This window comes from Kitasatospora sp. CB02891, from assembly GCF_002803145.1.
Classification (GTDB): Bacteria; Actinomycetota; Actinomycetes; order Streptomycetales; family Streptomycetaceae; genus Kitasatospora; species Kitasatospora griseola.
The window spans coordinates 103420-125370 of sequence record NZ_NNBO01000012.1 but is presented as its reverse complement, the minus strand read 5'-3'; the positions used below and the strand labels follow the sequence as shown (position 1 = coordinate 125370).

Annotated in this window: 23 protein-coding genes; 7 read left to right on the top strand and 16 right to left on the bottom strand. The window is 73.8% G+C overall.

Features of this window, described 5'->3' with window-relative positions; genetic code table 11:
- The first annotated feature begins 60 nt into the window (after nucleotides 1-60).
- Nucleotides 61-858 carry a phosphotransferase gene (locus CG736_RS36500; RefSeq protein ID WP_157815723.1) on the top strand — a complete coding sequence of 266 codons (798 nt, stop codon included), beginning with the start codon at nucleotides 61-63 and terminating at the stop codon, nucleotides 856-858.
- An 85-nt stretch (nucleotides 859-943) separates the two neighbouring features.
- Here CG736_RS36500 and CG736_RS25055 read toward each other — a convergent pair whose 3' ends face one another.
- From CG736_RS25055 to CG736_RS25045, 3 genes are all read right to left on the bottom strand, one after another.
- Nucleotides 944-2509: a S8 family serine peptidase gene (locus CG736_RS25055; RefSeq protein ID WP_100588438.1), complete on the bottom strand. Its 1566-nt coding sequence runs from the start codon at nucleotides 2507-2509 to the stop codon at nucleotides 944-946.
- A 228-nt stretch (nucleotides 2510-2737) separates the two neighbouring features.
- Entirely contained in the window at nucleotides 2738-3658 is a 921-nt protein-coding gene (locus tag CG736_RS25050; RefSeq protein WP_100588437.1) for a GNAT family N-acetyltransferase, read from the bottom strand.
- 33 nt (nucleotides 3659-3691) lie between these two features.
- On the bottom strand, nucleotides 3692-4366 hold the full coding sequence (locus CG736_RS25045; protein ID WP_100588436.1) for an HAD family phosphatase: 675 nt from the start codon (nucleotides 4364-4366) through the stop codon (nucleotides 3692-3694).
- Nucleotides 4367-4642: 276 nt separating this feature from the next.
- Here CG736_RS25045 and CG736_RS25040 point away from each other — a divergent pair, with 276 nt between their 5' ends.
- On the top strand, nucleotides 4643-5281 hold the full coding sequence (locus CG736_RS25040; protein WP_100588435.1) for a DUF1062 domain-containing protein: 639 nt from the start codon (nucleotides 4643-4645) through the stop codon (nucleotides 5279-5281).
- A gap of 136 nt (nucleotides 5282-5417) precedes the next feature.
- On the opposite strand, the gene CG736_RS25035 is transcribed toward CG736_RS25040, so the two are convergent.
- Nucleotides 5418-6107, bottom strand: a complete 690-nt coding sequence (locus tag CG736_RS25035) for a maleylpyruvate isomerase N-terminal domain-containing protein (protein ID WP_100588434.1) — start codon at nucleotides 6105-6107, stop codon at nucleotides 5418-5420.
- A gap of 71 nt (nucleotides 6108-6178) precedes the next feature.
- A complete protein-coding gene (locus tag CG736_RS25030; RefSeq protein ID WP_369880442.1) occupies nucleotides 6179-7474 on the bottom strand; it encodes a PP2C family protein-serine/threonine phosphatase in 1296 nt (431 codons plus the stop codon).
- Between the two features lie 108 nt (nucleotides 7475-7582).
- Here CG736_RS25030 and CG736_RS25025 point away from each other — a divergent pair, with 108 nt between their 5' ends.
- Complete coding sequence (locus CG736_RS25025) at nucleotides 7583-7942, top strand: nuclear transport factor 2 family protein (RefSeq protein WP_232734158.1); 360 nt, start codon at nucleotides 7583-7585, stop codon at nucleotides 7940-7942.
- 89 nt (nucleotides 7943-8031) lie between these two features.
- Here the strand turns inward: CG736_RS25025 and CG736_RS25020 are convergent, their stop codons facing one another.
- A complete protein-coding gene (locus CG736_RS25020) occupies nucleotides 8032-8928 on the bottom strand; it encodes a phosphotransferase (RefSeq protein ID WP_100588433.1) in 897 nt (298 codons plus the stop codon).
- Nucleotides 8929-9099: 171 nt separating this feature from the next.
- On the opposite strand from CG736_RS25020, the gene CG736_RS25015 reads away from it, so the two are divergent.
- The gene (locus tag CG736_RS25015) at nucleotides 9100-9879 is read left to right on the top strand and encodes a hypothetical protein (RefSeq protein WP_100588432.1); all 780 of its coding nucleotides are present in this window, start codon (nucleotides 9100-9102) and stop codon (nucleotides 9877-9879) included.
- 12 nt (nucleotides 9880-9891) lie between these two features.
- On the opposite strand, the gene CG736_RS25010 is transcribed toward CG736_RS25015, so the two are convergent.
- Both CG736_RS25010 and CG736_RS25005 read right to left on the bottom strand, forming a co-directional pair.
- A complete protein-coding gene (locus CG736_RS25010) occupies nucleotides 9892-10425 on the bottom strand; it encodes a GNAT family N-acetyltransferase (RefSeq protein WP_198520610.1) in 534 nt (177 codons plus the stop codon).
- A 43-nt stretch (nucleotides 10426-10468) separates the two neighbouring features.
- Entirely contained in the window at nucleotides 10469-11467 is a 999-nt protein-coding gene (locus CG736_RS25005) for an LD-carboxypeptidase (RefSeq protein ID WP_100588431.1), read from the bottom strand.
- Between the two features lie 181 nt (nucleotides 11468-11648).
- Here CG736_RS25005 and CG736_RS25000 point away from each other — a divergent pair, with 181 nt between their 5' ends.
- Complete coding sequence (locus tag CG736_RS25000; protein WP_100588430.1) at nucleotides 11649-12059, top strand: nuclear transport factor 2 family protein; 411 nt, start codon at nucleotides 11649-11651, stop codon at nucleotides 12057-12059.
- 58 nt (nucleotides 12060-12117) lie between these two features.
- On the opposite strand, the gene CG736_RS24995 is transcribed toward CG736_RS25000, so the two are convergent.
- From CG736_RS24995 to CG736_RS37185, 6 genes are all read right to left on the bottom strand, one after another.
- Nucleotides 12118-12726: a DJ-1/PfpI family protein gene (locus CG736_RS24995; protein ID WP_100588429.1), complete on the bottom strand. Its 609-nt coding sequence runs from the start codon at nucleotides 12724-12726 to the stop codon at nucleotides 12118-12120.
- A gap of 121 nt (nucleotides 12727-12847) precedes the next feature.
- On the bottom strand, nucleotides 12848-13300 hold the full coding sequence (locus CG736_RS24990; RefSeq protein WP_100588428.1) for a MarR family transcriptional regulator: 453 nt from the start codon (nucleotides 13298-13300) through the stop codon (nucleotides 12848-12850).
- Between the two features lie 71 nt (nucleotides 13301-13371).
- The gene (locus tag CG736_RS24985) at nucleotides 13372-14823 is read right to left on the bottom strand and encodes an amidase (protein ID WP_100588427.1); all 1452 of its coding nucleotides are present in this window, start codon (nucleotides 14821-14823) and stop codon (nucleotides 13372-13374) included.
- A gap of 121 nt (nucleotides 14824-14944) precedes the next feature.
- Entirely contained in the window at nucleotides 14945-15559 is a 615-nt protein-coding gene (locus CG736_RS24980) for a hypothetical protein (protein ID WP_232734157.1), read from the bottom strand.
- A gap of 179 nt (nucleotides 15560-15738) precedes the next feature.
- On the bottom strand, nucleotides 15739-16503 hold the full coding sequence (locus CG736_RS24975) for a DUF4239 domain-containing protein (protein ID WP_100588425.1): 765 nt from the start codon (nucleotides 16501-16503) through the stop codon (nucleotides 15739-15741).
- 64 nt (nucleotides 16504-16567) lie between these two features.
- A complete protein-coding gene (locus tag CG736_RS37185) occupies nucleotides 16568-16879 on the bottom strand; it encodes a hypothetical protein (RefSeq protein WP_198520602.1) in 312 nt (103 codons plus the stop codon).
- Nucleotides 16880-17008: 129 nt separating this feature from the next.
- Here CG736_RS37185 and CG736_RS37180 point away from each other — a divergent pair, with 129 nt between their 5' ends.
- Complete coding sequence (locus CG736_RS37180) at nucleotides 17009-17404, top strand: hypothetical protein (RefSeq protein ID WP_198520601.1); 396 nt, start codon at nucleotides 17009-17011, stop codon at nucleotides 17402-17404.
- 269 nt (nucleotides 17405-17673) lie between these two features.
- Here the strand turns inward: CG736_RS37180 and CG736_RS24970 are convergent, their stop codons facing one another.
- Together CG736_RS24970 and CG736_RS24965 are read right to left on the bottom strand one after the other, a co-directional pair.
- On the bottom strand, nucleotides 17674-19080 hold the full coding sequence (locus CG736_RS24970; RefSeq protein ID WP_100588424.1) for a family 2B encapsulin nanocompartment shell protein: 1407 nt from the start codon (nucleotides 19078-19080) through the stop codon (nucleotides 17674-17676).
- 332 nt (nucleotides 19081-19412) lie between these two features.
- A complete protein-coding gene (locus tag CG736_RS24965) occupies nucleotides 19413-20414 on the bottom strand; it encodes a winged helix-turn-helix domain-containing protein (protein ID WP_100588423.1) in 1002 nt (333 codons plus the stop codon).
- Between the two features lie 58 nt (nucleotides 20415-20472).
- Between CG736_RS24965 and CG736_RS24960 the strand changes: the two genes are divergently transcribed.
- On the top strand, nucleotides 20473-21681 hold the full coding sequence (locus tag CG736_RS24960; RefSeq protein ID WP_100588422.1) for an MFS transporter: 1209 nt from the start codon (nucleotides 20473-20475) through the stop codon (nucleotides 21679-21681).
- Nucleotides 21682-21951: the final 270 nt, after the last annotated feature.

The window sequence follows — 21951 nt, the reverse complement described above, 5'->3', positions numbered from 1 at the left end:
ACCGACCGCCGTACGCGACTTGCCCGACCGGCCGCTCGGCCGCTCACGGAAGCTGACGCCATGACTTCGCAGTGGACCACCCACGGTGTCGAGTTGCTCCCCGACACCGTCCGCAAGCGCTTCCGCCCGGACGCCGACGGCGACCCGGCCCGCGAGTGGCTGGCCCTCACCCTGCTCGACCGCCACGCGCCGGGCCTCGCGCCCCGCCCGCTGTCCCTGGTCGGACGGACCGTCATCATGACCAGGCTGCCCGGCGTCCCGTTGCGCGGAGCCGAGTTGACGCTCACTCAACTCGACGCCCTGGCCCGCGCGACCGACCGCCTGCTGCGCTCCGTCCCGCCCGGGGCGGCGGCCGTTCTTCCGGAGCGGCGCTGGTACGTCCGCGACTCGGTGGCCGCGATCCGCCGCCGCGCGGTGCAGCCCTCGATGCCGGCGCTGGCGGCCGGTGTGCGCTGGCTGGCGGGCGCGGAGGCGGGGCTGTTGGCAGGCGCCGCGACGGCGGTGCCGGTGCTCGGGCAGGCGGACGGCAACCTCGCCAACTTCCTGTGGGACGGCGCGGACGTGCGGCTGGTCGACTTCGAGGACTCGGGGCGCAGCGACCGCCCGTACGAGCTGGCCGAGCTGGTCGAGCACCTCTCCGCCTGGGTGGACACCGACCTGAACGCGGCGGCGTTCCTGGCCCGCTTCGCGCTGTCCCCCACCGAGCGGGCCCGCCTGCTGGAGTGCCGGCGCCTGTTCGCCCTGCTGTGGCTGGTGTTCCTGTCCACCGACCCGGCAACGGAGGCCCGCAACCCGCCCGGCACCACGGCCCGCCAGGCGGACCGGCTGCTGGCGCTGCTCGACGCCGCCGTCCGGTGATCGCGCCCCTCGCCGCCGACGCGCCGGGGGAGCCCGCCGCCGTTGCGAGGCGGTCGGCTCCCCCGGCGGCCGGCAGCGCCGGGTGTCAGAACTGCAGCGCCCAGCGGTCGAGGTAGCCCTCGAAGTACTCCGATCCGCCGGTCACCCGCAGCCGCCACACCCCGTTCGCGATCCTGGCGGAGGCGTCCACGCCGTAGAGCCGGTGGACGTCGTTGAACGGGCCGCTGAAGTCGGCGTCCTTGAGGCGGTAGGTGGTGCCGTCGGGTGCGATCAGATCGATGACCAGGTCGTACGGCCAGTCGTGGACGATGTCGACGGCGACGTCGAGGTTGGCCGGGCCGCGCCCGGCCACGCCGGTGACGGTGATGGCGGACAGGAGCGGCGCCTCCTCGACGGGGGTGTCCGTGTCGTTGGTGAACCGCGGACCCGGCGGCCGGTTCGGGATGGTGCCGGTGTACAGCAGCCGGTCCGGGGTGCCCGGTTCCAGCGCGCCGATGGATCCGCTGGTGGCCGCCGAGGTCAGCGCGGTGGAGACCTGGGCGGGTGTCGCGGTGCGGTGGTCCGCCAGGTAGAGCGCGGCGGCGCCCGCGGCGTGCGGCGAGGCCATCGAGGTGCCCGACATGACGTCGGAGTCCTCGTCGTAGGCGATCCCGGCCGAGGTGATCTCGTCGCCGGGCGCGTGCAGGTCCACCAACGGGCCGTAGTTGGAGTACCGGGCGACGTCGTCCTCGATGTCGGTGGCACCCACCGTGATGGCGGACGCCACCCGGGCGGGGGAGTGCTGCGAGGCGTCGAGGCCCTGGTTTCCGGCCGCGACCGTGTACGTCAGACCGGCGGCGATCGAGTTGCGCACGGCGGTGTCGAGCACCTCGTCGGGGTCGCCGCCGAGGCTCATGTTGACGACGGCGGGCTTGACCGCGTGGGAGGTCACCCAGTCGACGCCCGCGACGACCTGCTCGGTCGTGCCGCTCCCGCCGTCGTCCAGCACGCGGACGGCAACCACCGAGGCCTGCTTGGCCACGCCGTACGTCGCGCCCACCGCGGTGGCGGCCACGTGGGTGCCGTGCCCGTGGCCGTCGTCGGCCACGGCGTCCCCGTCGACGGCGTCGAACCCGTACGAGGCCCGGCCGCCGAAATCCTCGTGGCTGATCCGGATGCCGGTGTCGACGATGTACACCGTCACCCCCTTCCCGCCGCCGGCCGGGTAGTCGAAGCGGTCGGTCAGCGGCGGGCGCCGCTGGTCTATCCGGTCCAGCCCCCAGGAGGGCGGCCCCGTCTGGCTCCCGTCCGCCGAGACCCGGTGGTTCTGCGACACCAGCGCGACCGCCGGATCGGCCGCGAGCCGCCGCGCCTGACGCTCCGGGAGCCGCACCGAGAACCCGCGCAGCGCCGTGTCGTAGGTCCGCCCCACCACGCCGCCGTAACGGGCGGCCAGTGAAGCCCCCAGCGGTGCGACCGCCTCCGGCGGCGCCCCCGCCTTCTGCGGAGCGAGCACCACCAGGTAGCTCCCGGTGATCGCCCCCGGCGTCCCGGCCCCCTGCACCACCCCCTCCGGAGCGCTCGCCACCGCCGGCACCGCGCTCCCCGCCCCCAGCAACAGGGCCGCCACCCCCGCGGCCACCCCCCGGAAGACCTTCCGTCGTACAGCCATCGCCGTCCCCCTGTCCCCCCATGGGCGCGCGGCTCACCGCACCACCCCGGTCCATCAACTCGCCTTTGCCAAAAGAAGGTTGACGCTAAATCAGAAACCTGACAAGCACGAAAAACGCGCGCCGTCGCCCATCCGTCATCCGACGTAGGAACGGCGCTACGGCCGGTGCTCTCCGCTTCTGGATGATCTCCGGGCGGGCGACGCGGCAGCTGCGGGGAACGAAGCTGCCTAGGCCAGGGTCTTCTTCAGTACGGTCGAGCTGTGACGGACCGTCATGCCGGCCTTCAGGTAGAGGTCGAGCGCGCCGGTCGCGGAGTGCGTCCAGAGGGTGCAGCTGCGCAGGCCGGCGGTGCGGCAGGCGTGGAAGGTGTGGCGCAGCAGGTGGCGGGCGATGCCGCGGTGGCGGTGGCCGGCGTGGACGGCGACGGTCTCCACGTAGCCCTCGCCGGTGTCGGGGAGGTCGAGGGCGAGGGCCGCGCCGACCAGGTGGCCGTCGGCGAAGGCGAGCGGGGAGCGGTCGGCGGCGAAGGTGGGGCGGCGCACGGTGTTCGCGGCCCATTCGTCGAAGTCCTTGCGGCGCTGCTGCCATTCGTCGAAGGCGTCCTCGGTGAGCCGGTGCGCGGCCTGCTCGTCGGCCGGGTCGCCGGCCCGGAAGGGGCGGACGGTGAGGCCTTCGGGGGCGGGCGGCAGGTCGGCGGGCAGGTCGGCGAGGTCGATGGCGAGCAGCCAGCTGGTGACGTCGGTGCGGAAGCCGTGGGCCGTCAGCAGTGCGGTGGCGGCCGTGTCGCGGTCGGGCACGATCTGGGCGAGTTCGGCGGTGCCGCGTTCGCGGGCCCGCTGTTCGATCCAGCGCAGCAGGGCGGTGCCGAGGCCGCGGCCGCGGTGTTCGGGGTGGACGTCGGCGTCGGTGCGCCGGTCCGTCCAGGCCCAGCCGACGAGTCGGCCGTCGCCGGTGTGCACCAGCAGGGTGTCGGCGGCGGGGTCGAGTCCGGGGCGGGCCAGGACGGCGGCGAGCGCGCCGGCGTCGGTGGTGGCGGTGCCGTCGAGCGCGCGCTCGCAGGTGTTGACCAGGTGCTGGACGGCGGGGAGGTCGGTGTCCGGGTCGATCGGCCGTGCGGTGCAGCCGGCGGGCAGTTCGGCCTGCGCCATGGAGCGGGCTCCTTCGGTGGGGGCGACGGGGTGTCAGCCGTGGCTGGTGCGCAGCAGTTCGGGCAGCTGCCGCATGTCGGAGAACAGTACGGTGCCGGGGCCGGCGAGCGCGTCCGCGCCGGTGGGGCCGCCGGTGTAGCCGAAGCACCGCATCCCGGCGGCGCGGGCGGCGCGGGTGCCGGGGCCGCTGTCCTCGACCACGGCGCACACCTCGGGGGCGAAGCCCATCCGCTGCGCGGCGTGCAGGAACAGGTCGGGTGCGGGCTTCCCGCGGGCCACCTCGGTGGCGCTGAAGATCCGTCCCTCGAAGCGCTCGTAGAGGCCGGTCCGGCCGAGGGTGTGCCGCATCTTCTCGTGCGTTCCGCTGGATGCCACGCAGTGCGGCAGGCCGGCTGCGGCGAGCTCGGCGAGTGCCTCCACGATGCCGTCCACCGGCTCCAGTTCGGTGTCGACCAGCTCCCGGTGCCGCTGTTCGAACCGCTGCTCCCAGGCGGCGGCGGTGCTCTCGCCGAGCCGTTCGGCGACCACCTGCCGGCCGGCGGCATGCGAGCGTCCGATGAAGTGCCGCACCACCTCGTCCTCGGTGAGCGGCCAGCCGAGCTGCGCGCCGACCTCGCGTTGGACGCGGACCGCGATCCGTTCGCTGTCCACCAGGACGCCGTCGCAGTCGAAGATCACCAGCTCGACGGGCTCGCTCGATTCGATCATCCGTTCAGCATATCCATCGCGCCCGAACCCTCCTCCCGGCGACGGAAATTGAGTTGCCGTCGGACTCCGCCGTGGATCACGATCACCGCATGGACTTTTAGCGGATGCCACGCAGTATCAGCCGACCTGTCGCGCGGTCGACCTCGCCGCCCTCTGCCGGGCCCCGGGGCGACGAATCGCGCCCTCGTGTGCACCCGCCGAACCGCGGGGGCCCGGTCCGGCCTGCGCGCCGACCGGTGAGCGCTCCCGCCCCGTCCTGAAAGCCATCACACCTTCATGCATACCTCCCGCAAGGCCCGGTGGGCCGTGCGCCAGTTCGCCCTGCCCGCCGTCGTCCGCCCCTGCCCGGACTGCCCGAGCACCCGGCACCGCCCCTCCGGCAGGATCCGGGTCAACGCGAGCGGCAAACTGCTCGACGTCTGGCTGCTGCTGAGCTGCGCCGGCTGCGACCGCACCTCGAAGGTCCCCGTCCACGAACGCGTCCACGTCTCGACGCTGGAGCCGTCCCGGCTGGTGTCGTACGAGACCAACGACCCGGCCGTGGTGCGGGAGCTGACGATCAGTGCCTCGCTGGCCGCGAAGAACGGCTACCGCCTCGACTGGTCCGGCACCTGGGAGTTGGACGCCCGGACCCCGCTGTACGCGCTCGGCTCCCCCGCCCCGCTGCGGATCCGGGTCGCCTTCGACCTGCCCGCGCCGATCCGGGTGGAGCGGCTGCTGATGATCGGGCTCGGCCTCAGCCGGCCCCGGGTGCGGCGCCTGACGGCCGACGGCCTGATCGTGCTGCCGCCGGGCCTGGGCGCCAAGGCGCACCGGGACTTCGAGTTCACCGTCTACCGTCCCGCCACGCCGTCCGCCACCGCGACCGAGCTGCCCACCGCCCGGTGGCCGCACGCGGAGCCCATCGGGGCGTAGCGGCGCATCGTCGGCACGGCCTCCCGGCACGGCGCAGCGTCGCCGCGGCCCGGGAGGCCGTGCCCGCCCCCCTCCAGCCGACTGCCCGACTGCCCGAACTGCCCGACTGGCTGACTGACTGCCCGACTCCTCGTGCTCAGCCCAGCGTCAGCCAGGTGATCCCGGCCCGCGCCACCTCCGCCCGCTCCGCCGCGTCCAGCTCGGCCCGGCCGGTCGCCTTGCGCAGCAGCGTCGCCCGGTCCCAGCCGAGCGCCGCCCGCACCGACGCGCCGTCGACGTCCGTCAGCAGCAGTTCCTCCAGCACGTCGGAGGCCCGGTCCGTCAGCCAGGCCGGGCGGTCGAGCGCATCGGCCAGGTCCAGGCCGTGCACGGCCGACTCCACCACCCGGGTGATCATGAACTCGGTGAGCAGCATCGGATCGCCGTGCCTGGTCCGCACCACGCGGGCCTCGGCCTCCCCCTCGAACCGGGCCGCCACGGCGTGCCAAGTCCGCTCGAACGCGGCGACCGGGTCGCTGTCGCCGCCCGCCGTGTCACGGGCGAGCGCGATCCGCGCCCGGTTCGTGGCCGCGTCGAACCGCTCGTCGGGACGGTAGTACCCCACCGCCGTCACCTCCGCCTGCTCGGGCTCGGGCTCGGGCTCGGGCTCGGCCAGCATCGCCTCCACCCGCCCGACCGCGACCCGGACGTGCGCCAGCAGCTCGACCACCGTCCACGGCTCGCAGCGCGTGGGCCGCGCCCACTCCCCCGCGTCCAGCCCGGCCAACGCCGCCCCGAGCGCCCCGGCCTCGGCCCGGAACGCCTGCTCCACCAGTTTCTTCCGCATACCCGCGCACGCTACCCGCGGACCGTCGCCCGTTCCCCGCCGGGCGGTCGGCCATGGCGGGCCGTCGGTCCTCAGGTCCGGGTCGGCGTGCGGACGGCCAGCACGGCCATGTCGTCGTGACCGTCGCCGGGGTGCAGGTCGGCGAGGGTCTGAACGAGTTCGTCGAGCGGCAGGTCGGCGTGCGCGGCGACGAGCGCGGCGAGGGCGTCGAGGCCCTCGTCGATGTCGCGGTCGGGGCGTTCGACCAGGCCGTCGGTGAAGAACAGCACGGTGGCTCCGCCGGGCACCGGATGGCTGTGGTCGGGCCGGGGGACGTCGGGGTCGACGCCGATCGGGATGCCGGGCTCGCCCTCCAGGTACCAGGTCCGCCCGTCGGGGTCGAGCACCAGCGGCGGCAGGTGCCCGGCGGTGCTCCAGCGGACCGTCCAGCCGTCCCCGTCGGTGGGTTCGATCCGCGCCAGGCAGGCGGTGGTGACCGGCAGGTCGGTGATGTCCTGGACGGTGCGGTCGAGTTGGCTCAGCACCGAACTGGGCGGGCTGCGGCGGTCGTACAGCAGGGCGCGCAGCATGTTGCGGGCCTGGGCCATCGCGGCCGCGGCGTTCAGGTCGTGGCCGACCACGTCGCCGATGACGGCCGCGCAGGCCCGGTCCGGCAGGATCACGGCGTCGTACCAGTCCCCGCCGACTCCGGCGGGGTCGGCGGCGGTGCGGTACACGGCGGCGCCGGTGAACGGCGACAGGTCGGGCAGGGTGGGCAGCAGCAGCCGCTGGAACTGCGCGGCGCTGTCCCGCAGGTACCCGAACAGGCGGGCGTTCTCGATGGCGATGCCGGCCGCGCCCGCGAGCGCCTGCACCACCGCCTCGTCGGCCTGGTCGAACGGCAGTCCGTCCCGGCGCTCCGACAGGTACAGGTCGCCGTAGATCTTGCCCCGGACGGTGATCGCGACGCCCAGCAGGGTGCGCATCGGCGGGTGCCCGGGCGGGAAGCCCACCGACGCCGGATGCGCGCCGATGTCCTTCACCCGCAGCGGCTCCGGGTGATGGATCAGGTACCCGAGGACCCCGCGACCGCGCGGGAAGTCGATGCCCGCCAGCGCCGCCCGTTCCTCCGGCGACAGCCCCGCGGTGACGAACTGCTCCAGCCGGTCCCCGGACGGGGCGAGGATCCCGAGCGCCCCGTACCGCGCTCCGGCCAGCTCCATCGCCGTCGTGACGATCCGGTGCAGCACCGCCGGCAGGTCCAGGTCGCCGCTGATGGCCAGCACCGCCGACAGCAGCCCCTGCAGCCGGTCCCGCGCTCCGGCGAGCACCCGCAGCTGGGCCGCAATGTCGTCCGCCTGCTCGGGCGTCGGCGTCACCTCGTTCACCGCTCCCACGGTACGCACCGCAGCGCCGTCCGGTCCGGGCAACACGTGGATCGACCGCTGCCGGAAATTCCCGCGACGCACGGTGCGCCGGCGCGGCACACTGCGGCGGTGAACGATTCAGCTGTCGCCGCCGCCATCGACGAGCACGTGCGCGCCTTCAACGACCGCGACGTCGACGCGCTCATGGCCGGCTTCACCGACGACGCGGTCTGGATCACCGGCACGACGGTCGTCCGCGGCCGCGCCGCCCTGACGGAGCTGTTCACCGCCGCCATGGCCGACCTGCTGCCGACCTTGACGGTGCAGAACCTCCTGGTGGACGGGGACCGCGCGGCCTGCCAGCTGGTCGAGACGCTGCGTGTCGACGGCGAGCGGCGGGTCTGCTCCATCGCGGGCTTCTACCGGCTGCGCGACGGCCGCATCGCCTCGGCGAAGATCTACCGCGAGGGCAGCGCCGAGGTCGAGTGACGCCCGCGGCCCGGCCCGGCCCGCCCGGCCGGTCCGCTCGCTCCGGTTCGGCTCGGTCCGCTCCGGTTCGGTTCAGTGAGGGACCGACGTCAGAGGCCCTGCAGGACGCGGTCGAGTGCCGACCTGCCGACGGGCCCCCAGTTCGACTTGCCGCCGGGCAGGCCGAGGTCCCCGTTCCGGCCCATCGACATCAGGAACAGGCTCTTCATCGCGGCCAGCCCGCGTGCTCGCCGCACCGCCGCTCCGTCCGCCTGCGCGTAGCTGTCGAAGAACCGTGCGGCGCCGCCCGCGGGGAGCAGCAGCCAGGCGGCCGCCAGGTCCCATGCCGGGTCGCCGGCGAAGAGCGCGCCGAAGTCGACGACACCCGCCAGGGTCCCGTCCGCGACGACGACGTTCGCGGGGTGCAGGTCGCCGTGCACCCACACCGGCGGGCCCTCCCATCCCGGCGCCGCCACCGCCTCGCCCCACACCGCACGGATCTCGTCGGCCAGGTCGGCGGGGGCGGCGGCCCGGAGGAAGTGCTCGAACCCGCCCGTGCAGTCCTTCGGGTGGGCGCCGAAGTCGGCGGCGGGCGGCGCGTCGGCGGGCGCCGCCACGTGCAGGGCCCGGAGGAAGGCCGCCAGTGTCTCGGCCGCGTGGTCGTCGCGGGTGATCACGCCGTGGTCCAGCGGCGTGCCCTCGACCCAGGTCATGACGGTCCAGATCTTGGGAAAGGCCTCGGACGGCGCGCCGTCCCGCACGGGGACCGGAATCGGCAGCGGCAGCCGCGCGGCCAGCATCGGCAGCCACCGGCGTTCCTTGAGCTGCGGCTCGGGTCCGGTGTCCATCCGCTGCATCCGCAGGGCCAACTCGGGCCCGAGACGCCACATCTGATTGCCCCAGCCACCCGCCACCTCGCGGACGGGCAGCTCTGCCAGGTCCGGATGCTGGTCCCGCAGCAGCGCGCGGACCAGGTCCTCGCCGATTTCGCTCTCGGATTCGGTCATGCCGAGTCACAGTAGCCGACGCAGCCGGAGACCCCAGGGCTGATGCCCCGTCAGAGCTCCCAGGACCGCGGCCGGTCCTGGGCCTCCCATTCGGGGCGGAGCAGGGAGAGCATCGCGAGATTCATCCGAATAACTGCCCGTCGCCCCTGCCGCGCCCGTAGGCTGCCGGCCATGACGGAGCCCCTCGACTTCGGTGCCGGCCTGCGGCGCCTGCTGGACCGCCGCGCCCTCGACGTCCCCTCTCTCGCCGACCGCGCCGGGCTGTCGACGTCGGACCTCCGGGCGCTGCTCGCCGGTGCGTTCCCGGACGCGGGCCTGCTCCGTCCGCTGGCCGGTGCGCTGGGGCTGCACACCGTCGACCTGTTCGTCCTCGCCGGGGTGTCCGTCCCGGACGAGCTGACGGCGTGCGACCCTGCCGCCGGGCTCTCGGCTTCGTACATCGTGCAGGACGGGGTCCACCTCCCGGCCGCCGAACGGCAGCAACTCCTGCAGCACATCCGGTCGTTGCCTCAGCAGGACCGGCCTGCGGACGCCCGGCCGCCGCAGCTCGGCGCCGACTCGGACGGCCCGGGCGGACGGGTGATCCGGATGTTCCGCCACCGGAACCTCTCGCTGCCCGGCCTGGCCCACGTGCTCGCGGTGCTGACGCCCTCCTATCTGGCGGCGACCACCTACGGCCTGATCGGCCGCGGAGACGTGGAGCTGACGCCCCGGCTGGTCCTCGACTTCGCCGCCCTGCTGGGCATCGACGCCCAGGACCTGTCCGCGCTGACCGGCGTCGCGCTGCCCGAGCCGCCCCCGGCGGCGGCGCCGGAGGCCGTGGACGCCGCGGCGCTGCTGTGGGAGGCCCGGCGGCTGTCCGCCGCCCAGGCGCGGCAGGTCGCGGAGTCGGCCCGGGCCATGCGGCCGGAGCCCCGCAACCACTACTACCTCAACGTGTCGGGAGCGTGACGCCCCGCACCGTTACGGCAGCGCGAAGCGCCACATGTCGCGCGGTTCGCCGCCGACCTCCTGGTGCGCGGGCACCAGCGTCTCGCGCCGGTAGCCGGCCCGTTCGGCGGTGCGCAGCGAGCCGGTGTTCCACGGTTCCACGTACAACTCGACGCGCGGGAGGGCCAGTTCGCCGAACGCCCAGGCGGTGACGGCGTTCAGCCCGGCGAGCGCGACACCCCGGCCCCGGTGGCCGCCGGCCACCCAGTACCCGGCGGTGGCGCAGCCGCGCAGCGGCAGTTCGCCGACCCACAGGCCGACGTTGCCGACGGCCCGCCCGGCGGGGTCCTCGATGACGAAGGGGTAGCCGGTGCCGATCTCGGTGCGCCGCCACTGCCGGTGCACGAACGCGTCGGCCTCCGCATCGGAGTACGGGGCGGGCACGGTGGTGATCAGCGGGATGTACGGGTCGGTGGCGGCCGCCCGCAGCAGTTCCCGGTCCGTCGGCTCCCAGCGTCGCAGCCGGAATCCGTTCTCCGCCGCGATCTCCGGCACCGTCCTGGGCATCTCCACCCGCCCATCCTGCTCCACCCGCCGCGCCGACGGCCAGTCAGGGCCCGGGCTCCCGGCCCACCGCGGGTTCGAGCAGCGCCAACGTCCGCCGCTGCGCGTCGAGTCCGCCGCGGACGCCGACCGGCATCGGCAGGTTCGGGCCGGCGTGCCCGATGTCGACGTTGCCCAGGACGGGGATGTCGCGGTCGCCGAGGACGTCGAGGACGATCTCGCGCAGCGTCGGGGACGCGCCGGGTTCGAGTCCGGCGATCTCGCGCGGCACGCCGACGACCATGCCGGCGATCCGGTCGAGGATGCCGGAGTGCCGCATCACTTGCAGGTAGCTCCACACGTACGAGGCGTGGCCGCCCATCTCCTCCCAGAACAGCACCGCGCCGTCGAACCGTTCGAGCGGCAGCGCGAAGGGCGTCGCCTGCGCCAGCACGATCCGGTTGATCACCCCGCCGATCAGCCGCCCTTCCGCCCGTCCGGGGCGCCAGCACTCCCACCCCGGGCTCGCGGGCAGCGCGCCGATCGCCTCGGTGCTGGTCAGCAACGCGCCGTACAGCCTTTCGAGTTCCGCCTGCCGCGCCGCGGGCGCGGACCTCCAGTGTCCGCCGAAGCCGGGGACGGCCAGGTCGGCGTGGAACCCGACCAGGCCGGTGCGCGCGTGCAGCACCAGGTGCAGCAGGGAGATGTCGCTGTAGCCGAGGATCGGCTTGGGGTCGGTCCGGATCGCCTCGACGTCGATCAGGTCGAGGTAGCCGAGCGCCGTCTGGCCGCCGTCGCTCGCGACGATCGCGCGCACCTCGGGGTCGCGCAGCAGGCCGTTGAGCTCCGCGGCGATCTCCGCCGGCGCGGCCGCGCTCCACCAGTGGCGGCGTCCCGCTTCGAGCAGCGGCGCCCGGCGCACCCGGAACCCCATCCGCTCGAACACCGCCACCGTCCGCGCCACGTTCGGCTCGTGCGCGGCCGGCAGCGGACCGGACAGCGCGGCGATGACGACGAGGTCTCCGGGCGGCAGGGCACGCGGGCGGGGCGACGCGGCGGCGGTCATGGCGTCAGTGTCCCGGGCGCCGTCGCCGGAAGCACCCGGATTTCACCGACCGCCGGGGCGGTGGCCCGCTCGGCGCTCGACCGCCTGAGCCCGGCTGTCAGGTTCTCGGGTGACGCCTCGTCAGGCGGGCGTAGGGTGCGAGACCGATCCACCCGTGAACGAAACACCTGGGGGTACCGCCATGGCCGAACCGCTGTTGGACATCCTGGCCCGTTACCGGCGGGCGATGCTCGATCTGGACGCCGATGCGCTGGCCGAGCTCTACGCGCCGGACGGCGTCCACGAGTTCCCGTTCCGATTCCCCCGCTTTCCGGCCCGGTACGAGGGGCGGGAGGCGATCCGGACGGGGTACCGGGCCGCGTGGTCCGCGACTCCGGCGCGGCCGACGGAGATCGAGGAGACGGCCGTGCACCGGTCGACCGATCCGGAGGTGCTGGTGGTCGAACAGCAGGTCCGGGGTGAAATCGCCGGTGGACACGGCGAGTTCGCGATCGCGGGCCTGCTGGTGATCCGGGTCCGCGACGGTCTGATCGTCCACGCCCGCGACTACATGGACGGCCTCGCCGTCTCCGGCGGGTTCACCGACCGGTAGCCGTCAGGTCCGGGCCGACGGCCCGTCAGGTCCGCCGGCCCGGACCGGCCACGGCTCGTCAGCCCAGTGCGACTTCGCCGACCCGCACGGCGCGCAGCGCGCGTTCGATCGTCTCCTGCTGTTCGCCGACGGGGGCGACGTAGCCGAGGACGTCACGGGCGGCGTCCTCCCCGAGCGCGCGGGTGACGACCCAGGTGGCGAGGTACTGGGAGGCCAGGCAGCCGCCCGCCGTGGCGATGTTCCCCTCCGCGTGGAACGGCGTGTCGAGCACCGTCACGCCGCGGGCCTCGACGAAGGGCCGGCTGGTGAGATCCGTGCAGGCGGGCATGCCGTCCAGCAGGCCGAGCCGGGCGAGCACCAGGGCGCCCGAGCACTGCGCGCCGATCAGCTGTCGTGCGGGGTCGAGCGGCAGCCGCGAGATCAGCCGGTCGTCGGCGACCACGTCGCGGGTCTTCACCCCGCTGCCGATCAGCACCACGTCGGCCTCGGTCACGAACTCCATCGGGCGCTGCCCGGTCACCGCCACCCCGTTCATCGAGGTGACCACGGGGGTGGGCGTGGTGAGGAAGGCCTCCAGGCCGTCCTTGCGACAGCGGTTGATCAACGCGGAGGCGATGAAACTGTCGAGCTCGTTGAAACCGTCGAACGTGACCACGGCTACCTGCATCACAACTCCTCCAAGGGGCGCCAGGCCCTCAGTCTCGCCGACGCGCCGCTCCTGGTCGACCGTCGACCGGCGGGCGCGGCACGCAGGTCGACGACGGCCGGGGAAGGAGCCGGGCGCGCCGTCAGTCGTGGCCGAGTCGTTCCAGGACGGCCATGGCCGCGATCACGGTCTGCCGTTCCGCTTCGGTGCACTTGGCCTGGAGTTCGGCGGCGAGCCATTCGCCGCGCGCCCGTCGGCCGTCCTCCGCGCGGCGGCGGCCCTCGGGGGTGAGCACGATGAGCATCCGGCGTCCGTCGTCGGGGTCGCGGCGGCGTTCCACCAGGCCCTGCGCGGTGAGCGCGGCGATGGTGGTGGCCATCGACTGGTGGCGCATGCCTTCGGCGACCGCCAGGTCGCTGGTGGTCAGGCCCTGTCCGTCGCTGTCCAGCAGCCGCCCCATCGCGGACGCCTGGGTGAGCGTCAGGTCGCCCGTTCCGGCGGCGGCTCTGATGCGCCGGCGCAGCCGGCCGATCACGGATCGCACCTGCTGCGAGGCCTGCACGGCGGACGGTGCGGCCTCCCGGTCTTCACTCATGGGGCCAGCGTAGGTTCCCGGCCGCCGAAGGTACAGTTTGCCTGTACATCATGCGGCCGGGAAGAGCTCGCTCAGTTGGGCGCCCGGAAGCCGCCGATCTCCCGCTCCAGGAGCTCGGCCAGCCGCAGCGGGGTGCGGTCCTCGAACATCGGGCCGACGATCTGCACGCCCACCGGCAGGCCCTCGGGGGACGGCCCCGTCGGCACGGCGGTGGCGGGCAGCCCGGGCATGGTGGCCACGCCGGCCCAGACCAGCTGGTCGAAGTACGGATACCCGACGCCGTCGATGTCGAGCAGGCGCTCCAACGGGTGGGGGTGGTGGTCGTGCGGGAACGCCGGCGTGGGCGTGATCGGGCACACCACGGCGTCGTACTCGGCGAACAGTTGCCGCCAGCCGTGGCGGTGGACCTCGCGGCGGAAGTTCAGCTCCAGCCAGTCGCTGTGGCTGAGCACCATGCCGCGCAGCCGAGCCGCGTCGAGGCTCCGGTCGTCCGCGCCCAGCGCGGCGGCGCGCGCCCGCAGCTGCTCGCGCTCGTCGACGGGGAAGTGCGCGACGGTGCCGGAGAACAGGAACTGCATGTAGAGGGCCGCGGTGTCGGCGAGATCGGGCAGCAGCGGACTGTGCCGGTCGACGCGGGCGCCGCCGGCGGCGAGCGCGTCGGCCACCCGGTTCAGGCCGGCCCGTACGGCGGACCCGGTCGGGATGAACGGATGGTCCTCGACGACCAGGACCCGGAAGTCGCCCAGCCGCTCGTGGCGCGCGGGCGGCAGCGCCAGCCGGTACGCCACGCCGGACGTCAGCGGGTCCGGCCCGGCCATGACGTCCAGCAGCAGCGTCAGGTCACGGGCGGTGCGCGCCATCGGGCCGACCACGGCGAGGTCGAGCTCGGTCGGCAGGGCCGGACCGGGCGGCGGAACCATGCCGCGGGTCGGCAGCATCCCGAGCGTCGGCTTGTGCGCGTAGACGCCGCAGAAGTGCGCGGGCGTGCGCAGCGAGCCGGCCAGGTCGGAGCCGATGGACAGCGCGCCGAAACCGGACGCCAGGGCCGCCGCCGATCCGCCGGAGGATCCGCCCGAGGTGCGGGCGTGGTTCCACGGATTGTTGGTGGTGCCGTAGATCTCGTTGAAGCTCTGGATGTCCTGCAGCCCGCGGGGCACATTGGTCTTGCCGAGCACCACCGCGCCGGCGGCCTTGAGCCGCGACACCTGCAGCGCGTCCTCGGCCGGCACGAAGTCCCGGTGCTGCGGGATGCCGAAGGTGGTGGGCAGCCCCGCGATGTCGTAGCACTCCTTCACCGTCACCGGGATGCCGAGCAGCGGCCGGTCCTCGCCGCGGGCGCGCGCCCGGTCGGCACTGTGCGCGGCGGCCCGGGCCCGGTCGAAGTCCGGCACGCAGATCGCGTTGATCGGCTCGTCGTCCCGCTCGATGCGGGCGATCGCCGCTTCGGTCAGCTCCGCCGAGGTCACCTCACCGGCACGCAGGGCAGCGGTGAGTTCTTCGGCCGACTCGAAATTCACGTCCATGGATCGGACCGTACTGGCCTCCGGGAGGGGGCACGAAACACCACTTCGCACAACCGACCGGCGGCCCCGGTACTCGTCAATTCCCTTCCCTGCGACTGAAGTCGGCCCGGGACGGGTAGCCTCAGGCCAGCCGCAGCCCGTAGTCCGCCAGCCAGCCGCGCACCTGGGCGCGCTCGGCGTGGGCCAGCGAGCCGCCGGTGAAGCGCGGGTCGTCGGTGACCTCGGCCAGACAACCCGCCGGGGGCACGAACGTTTCTGCGTCCTCGGTGGTCTCGAACTCCGCCTCCGCCAGCACCAGTCCGAGCAGCCGGCCGTCGAACACGTCGATGCCCAGCGGGGGGACGCTCAGCCGGGTCTTGGTCAGCACCCGGCCGGGCAGCACGTCCAGCAGCAGGGAGTACTCCTCCCCCGACAGGTACATGTTGGTGATCAGGCCCCGTACCGGGCCGGTGGCGCCGGGCGGCGCCGGGACCTTCTGGGTGAGCTTGTGGGCGCACTCCCCGGTGTCGATCCGCTCGACGTGACGCAGCCGCAGGCGGGTGCCGTCCACGTACCGGTCGGTGATCAGCCGGGCGCACGTGACGGCACTGGGCGCGGGAACCCGGGCGAGCAGGAAGCGGCGCTCCCGCTCCACCCGCGCGTACCTGCTCCCGGCTGCCGAACCCGCCCCTGCCGAACCCGTCGCCGCCGCATGCGTCTCGCCGCGGCGCCGCCCCTCGGTGTCCTGCGCCCCCATGCCCCGTCTCCCCGTTGCGCGTTGTGCCGCCGCGCCCGTTCCGCCCGTGGCGTCCCGCTGCGCGGCCTCCCCGTCGGCCGCCCGGGACCGTTCCCCCGTCCCCGCGTGGGCGGCCGCCCCCAGCGTAATGCGCGAATCGGCCCGGGGTGGCCGGATGTTCTCCATCTCCACCGCCCGGACTACTGGTTGAGGGACGGGAACAGGTCCAGGAACGGTTGCGTGGTGACCGACATGCCGCGCCCGAACGGGTCGTCGAAGTCCCAGATCAGGAACAGCAGGAAGCCGATCAGCGCGCTGAACGTGCCGGCCAGCACCAACTCCCGCCCGGAGCGCCGGATCTGCAGCGCGAACAGCATGCCGACGGTGACCACGGCGCCGACGATCAGGCCGAACCAGACCACGCCGGGCATGGTCGGACCGGTGTTGCCGCCACGGGAGTTGCGGGCCTCGTCGGCGGTGGCGATCTTGTCCATCATCGCCTGGTACGCCTGCGCCTCGATGTCGTTCTGCGGGGCGTGCGAGGCAACGTCGGTGCGCAGCTTGGCCAGCAGGTCGGTGCCCTCCGGGGAGAGTTCCCCCTGGGTGCGCATGTGGTGCCACTCGGTGTTCACCACGAACGAGACGTAGCCGTCGACGTCCTTGTCGACCGTCGCCCGGAAGTCCGCGGGAAACACCTCGGCCCGCGCGCTGACTTCGTGCAGCGCCTGGGCCTCGCGCTGCACGTCGTCCTGCGCGGACGACCGGGACTCCCAGACGCCGGCGATCGCCAGGCCCAGGACGATGGCGTACACGACGCCGATCATCATGGTGATGTACTCGATGACGTCCGGCGTCTCCGAGGTGTCCTCGTGGAGAGCGACCTTGCGGTGCCTCAGCAGCACGACGGCGACGACGACCAGGCACGCCCCGGCCATCACGATGGCGAGCGCCACCCATTCGGACATGACAGGTCCTTCCCTGTTGCTTGCATCGACAACTCGACTGGAATGAAGGGGCTTTGACGGTTCGTCAGGAACGTCCGCGGCGCGCGGCGGCCCGGGACTTCCCGCTCGGGCGCAGCGCCGCCACGGCGATGACCGCGGGGACGGTTACCACCAGCATCCGGGTGGTGGTCGAACTGCCGTGGCGGGCGGGCGGTGCGGCGTGCACCAACGGCGGCGGCAGGTGGACGGACGCCTGCGGCACGGGCCGACTCGGTACGGGGCTCGGGGCGGGCGTCGTCGCTGCGGGGGTGGGTGGCGCGGGCACGATCGGCGCCGCGCTGCGGGTGGGCGCGGGCTGCGGCTGCGGCTTCGGCGGGGCCGGTGTGGGTGTGGGCACCGGCGTGGGTTTCGGTGCCGGCGTCGGCGTGGGGCTCGGCGTCGGGCTCGGCTCGACTGTCGGGCTCGGCTTGGGAGTTGGCGAACAACTGCGCGAAGGGCTGGGCGTGGGAGTGGGTGTCGGCCGCGGGTGGCAGTGGTGCCCGTGCCCGCCCTCACCCTGGTCGTCCCCGCCCTGGTCGTCGCCCCCGCCGTGGCCACTCCCGTGGCCGCCCCCTCGTCCCCCTGGGTTCCCCCGGCCCCCCTCGTCCTCCTGTGGTCCGCGCAGCGGGTGCAGCGGGAGCGCGACGTCGGCCCCGCCCTCGGCGTCCACCTCGACGTGCACTCCGGCGGCGTCGACGGAGCTGTGCACGTGGACGCAGATCTCCAACCGCCGCCCGTCGTCCCGCTCGTAGGCGGTCGTGTCGGTGGCTGCGGTCCGGGTGGCGCCCGTGAGCACCGCGCACATCACGGCGACCCCGGCGAACGCCCCGGCCGTCCGCAGCCCCACCGCCCGGACGCCGCGGCGCGCCGTCGGGGTGGGTAAGGTCTCCGCCGCTGCCCCGCGGTGCGCGGGCGGCCGGTCGTTCCGCTGCATGGGCATGGTCCAACCTTCCTGTGGCTGTGGACGATCGAACCGGCACCGCTTTCGAGCCGGAGCGCAGTCGAGGGCACGTCGGAGGACCGGTGCCGTTCCGTCGCAGAAACGGAACTGCATGATCAATCCGACGCACCCTCAACCGATCGGACCGCCGTTTGGTTACGGCCTGCGGCGGTCCGCCGTGATCTTCCTCGTACCGGTTCTCGGCCGCCGCCTCAGCGGACGGCGATCTCCACGTTCTCGAGCACGCCGAGGGCGTCCGGCACCATGATGGCCGCGGAGTAGTACGCGGTCACCAGGTAGTTGATGACGGCCTTGTCGTCGATGCCCATGAAGCGGACCGACAGGCTCGGCTGGTACTCGTCGGGGATGCCGGTCTGGTGCAGGCCGACGACGCCCTGGTTGTGCTCGCCGGTACGCATCACCAGGATGGAGCTGGTGTTCTCCGGGGTGATCGGGATCTTGTTGCAGGGCAGGATCGGGACGCCGCGCCAGGCCGGCACCTTGTGGCCCTGGAGGTCGACCGTGTCCGGGTACAGGCCGCGGGAGTTGAACTCCCGGCCGAGCGCGGCGATGGTCTTGGGGTGGGCGAGGAAGAACTCGGAGTCGCGGCGGCGGCTGAGCAGCTCGTCCAGGTCGTCGGGGGTGGCGGGGCCGGAGTGGGTCTGGATCCGCTGGTCGAAGGCGCAGTTGGAGAGCAGGCCGAACTCGCGGTTGTTGATCAGCTCGTGCTCCTGGCGCTCGCGGAGCGCCTCGACGGTGAGCTTGAGCTGCTGCTCGATCTGGTTCATCGGCTGGTTGTAGAGGTCCGCGACGCGGGAGTGCACCCGCAGCACGGTCTGTGCGATCGACAGCTCGTACTCGCGCGGCTTGAGCTCGTAGTCGACGAACGCGGTGGGCAGCAGGTGCTCGCCCTCGTGGCCCGCGGACATCGCGATCTCGGCCTCGCCGAGCTCGTTCTGCCGCTGCAGCGGGAGGCTGGCGAAGTCCCGGATGTGGGCCTGCAGGCTCTCGGACTGGGCGAGCACCGACTGGAAGTCGGCCCGGCTGAGGGTGAGCAGGGTGCCGGAGGTCTTGGCGGTGGCGGTGTAGTCCCAGCTGGCGTCGGCGTCCAGCAGGGCGTTCTCGCCGAACCGGTCGCCGTCGCCGAGGACGCCGATCACCGCGTCGTCGCCGTACTTGCCGGTGGAGATCTGGTTGATCTTGCCGTGCGCGATCAGGTGGATCTTGTCGGACGGGGTGCCGCGCTCGACCAGGGTCTCCCCGGCCCGGAACTCGCGCTGCACGCACCGGTCGGCGATCGCCGACAGCACGTCGTCGTCCTCGAAGCCGCGCAGCAGGGCGAGTTCACCGAGCTCCCGAGGGATGACCCGGACGTCGCCGCCGGTCTGGATGAACTCGATCCGGCCGTCGCCGACCGTGTAGGTCAGGCGCCGGTTGACCCGGTAGGTACCGCCGGAGGTCTGCACCCAAGGCAGCATCCGCAGCAGCCAGCGGGAGGTGATCTCCTGCATCTGCGGTGCGGACTTGGTGGTGGTCGCCAGGTTGCGTGCGGCGGCGGTGGTGAGGCTGGTCTGCTGGCGCTGCGCCTGCTGAGTCTCCGGGCTGCTGTCCACGGACATCGGGCCGGGTTCTCCTTCGTCTCGCCACGTGAGCTGACGTGCTGTCAGATCCGTGGGTGTGGTGGGGTCTTGGCAAAGAGAAAGGGTGTGGCTGGAGGGTTCGGAGGGACCTCGGGTCGCCGGGCCGCCCACCGCCTCCCGAACAGTAGATCTTCGCCACTCCCAAGTCCTCGCACGAGGCCGAGGGTGCACCCGATCAGGTGAATCTTGGCCCCATGAGGATTGGGACTGACTCCGTCCGGTTTGGCATCCGGATGACATGCGGCAACTCAGGTTGACCGCGAACCACCCGCCCCGCACGGCCCGACACCGTCGAGAACGCGCCAGTTCCGTCAGCCGCCGTCGCTCTGGGCCCGCACCAGGACGTCGCCGGCGTCGGTACGGAAGTAGAGCACGGACCGTCCGGTGCGTCGGCGCTGCACCAGCCGGGCGTCGAACAGGACCTTCAGGTGCCGCCCGACCGAGCCCAGCCCTTGTCCGGTCAGCGCGACCAGCTGGGTGGTGGTCTTCGGGGCGCCGAGCAGCACCAGGACGTCCGCCCGGGCCGGGCCGAGCAGCCGTCCCAGCGCTTCCGGGGCGCGGGAGCGGCCGGCCTCGGCCAGCACGCCGGAGCACGGGTAGACCACGGCGTACCGGTGGCCCGCGTGGCCGCCGACCGCCACGGCCGAGGTGTCCCAGCAGACCCAGCTCCGCCGGGGCGTCACGGGGACGAACAGCAGGTGCGCCCCGGCGAGTTCCATCGGCGGGTGGTCGCCCGCGGTGACCTGCAGCCGGCTCCCGCCCAGCCAGCGCATCCCGGGGCGCAGGTCGGCCAGCGCCGCCGCCCAGCCGCCCTGGCCCAGCTGCGCCGTGCGGGCGACGATGTCGGCCTCGGCGATCCGCCGGCGCTGCGGCCAGGACGGCAGCACCCCGGTGGTCCAGACCCACTCCAGCAGGTCGGCCGCCCGCGCGGGCAGGTCGGAGCGGTGCAGCTCGGCAGGGAGCGGGCCGCCGCGGGCCACCGCCAGGTCGGCCAGCGCCGTCCGGGCCGGGGTGCGACGGACCTGTGCCAGCTCCCGGGCGAAGTCGGCCTCGCCGGCGACGTCGGGGGTGGGCGTGAAGAAGGTGGCGTTCCACCGCCCGCCGACGGCGGTGCGCACCAGCAAGGCGGTCACCGGATCCGCCGTCAACTTCCGCCGGTACGCGGGTAGGTGGAGGTCGAGCCAGTCACGGTCGGCCGGGGTCCCGCCGACTCCCCGGTCCAGCAGCTTCAGGGCGGCGACGGTCTCCGCCAGCGGGGAGACCACGAACCGGCTCCCGGCCAGCGTGTCGGCGCCGACCTGCCACCAGCCCATGTTTCGCCTCCCCGCGAAACAGTAACAGCGCGGCCCGGCACCCACCGAGACTCCGGCCATGCGGACCTATCAGGAGCTGTTCCGGACACCGGAGTTCACGCCCCTCTTCCTCGCCTCCGCCGCCCAGGTGGCGGCCCAGACCGTGACGGGGCTGGCGCTCGGCACGCTGGTCTTCGCCGCGACCGGCTCCCCGCTGTTGTCGGCGCTGGCCATGTTCGGCCCCGCCCTGGCCCAACTGGTCGGCGCCACCACGCTGCTGTCGGCGGCCGATCGGATCCCGCCGCGGGCCGCGCTGACCTGGATCGCGCTGCTCTTCGGCCTCGGCGCGGCCGTGCAGGCGCTGCCCGGGCTGCAGGTGTGGTCGGCCTTCGCCGTCGCGCTGGGCCTCGGCGTGGTGGCCTCGCTGGGCGGCGGGGTGCGAGCGGGGCTGCTCAACGAGATCCTGGCCCGCGAGGGCTACCTGCTGGGCCGCTCGATGATGAACATCTCGGTCGGCGCCGTCCAGACCTGCGGCTTCGCACTCGGCGGCGTGCTGCTCACCTCGCTGTCCCCGCACGGGGTGCTGCTCACCGGGGCCGGCCTGTACCTGCTCGCCGCCGCCGTCGCCCGGTTCGGGCTCACCGCCCGGCCGCCGCGCCTGGCGGGGCGCGCCTCGATCGCGGAGACCTGGCGGACCAACGCCCGGCTGTGGTCCTCGCGCCCCCGCCGGTCCGTCTACCTGGCGCTCTGGGTGCCCAACGGGCTGGTCGTCGGCTGCGAGTCGCTCTACGTCCCGTACGCGCCGCAGGACGCCGGGCTGCTGTTCGCCGCCGGCGCCGTCGGCATGCTGGCCGGGGACGTCGCGGTCGGCCGTTTCGTCTCCCGGGCGTGGCAGGCCCGGCTCGGCGTCCCGCTGTGCCTGCTGCTCGCCGCGCCCTTCCTGCTGTTCGCCCTGCGCCCCGCGCTGCCCGTGCTGCTCGCGGCCGTCACCGTCGCCACCGTCGGCTACTCGACCGGCCTGATCTTCCAGGACCGCCTGATGGCGCTGACCCCGGAGGAACTCGGCGGCCAGGCCTTCGGGTTGCACGGCTCGGGCCTGCTCGCCGTGCAGGGCGTCGGCGCCGCCCTGGCCGGCGCGCTCGCCGAACGGACCTCGCCGGCCACCGCGATCGCCGTCCTGGCGGCCGCGTCCCTCGCCGTCACCCTGCTGCTGGCACCGGGCCTGCGCACCCCCGAAGCTCGCGCCGAAGGCCTTTGCTCCTCCCCAACCCGCCTTCCTGGCAGGTGAGTTCACGAGTCCCGTCACTCTCCGCTTTCCCCGCATTCCGTGCCCCGACCGCACTTCCTGACCGGCCCGGAATTCCATCGCCCACGGTCGGCCCGGCAGGCTCTTTCTCCGACGATGCGTCGACTTCTCGCCCTCCGGGCCGGGAAAAGGGCATCGGCGGGTGCCAGGAATCGCGCCCGTCCTCCTCCGGAACTGTCACGGCGGCGAGCGTTTCCGCCCGTCCGGCCTCCCCGGCGGGGCCCGCACGACTGCGCCGGACCTATTGACCGG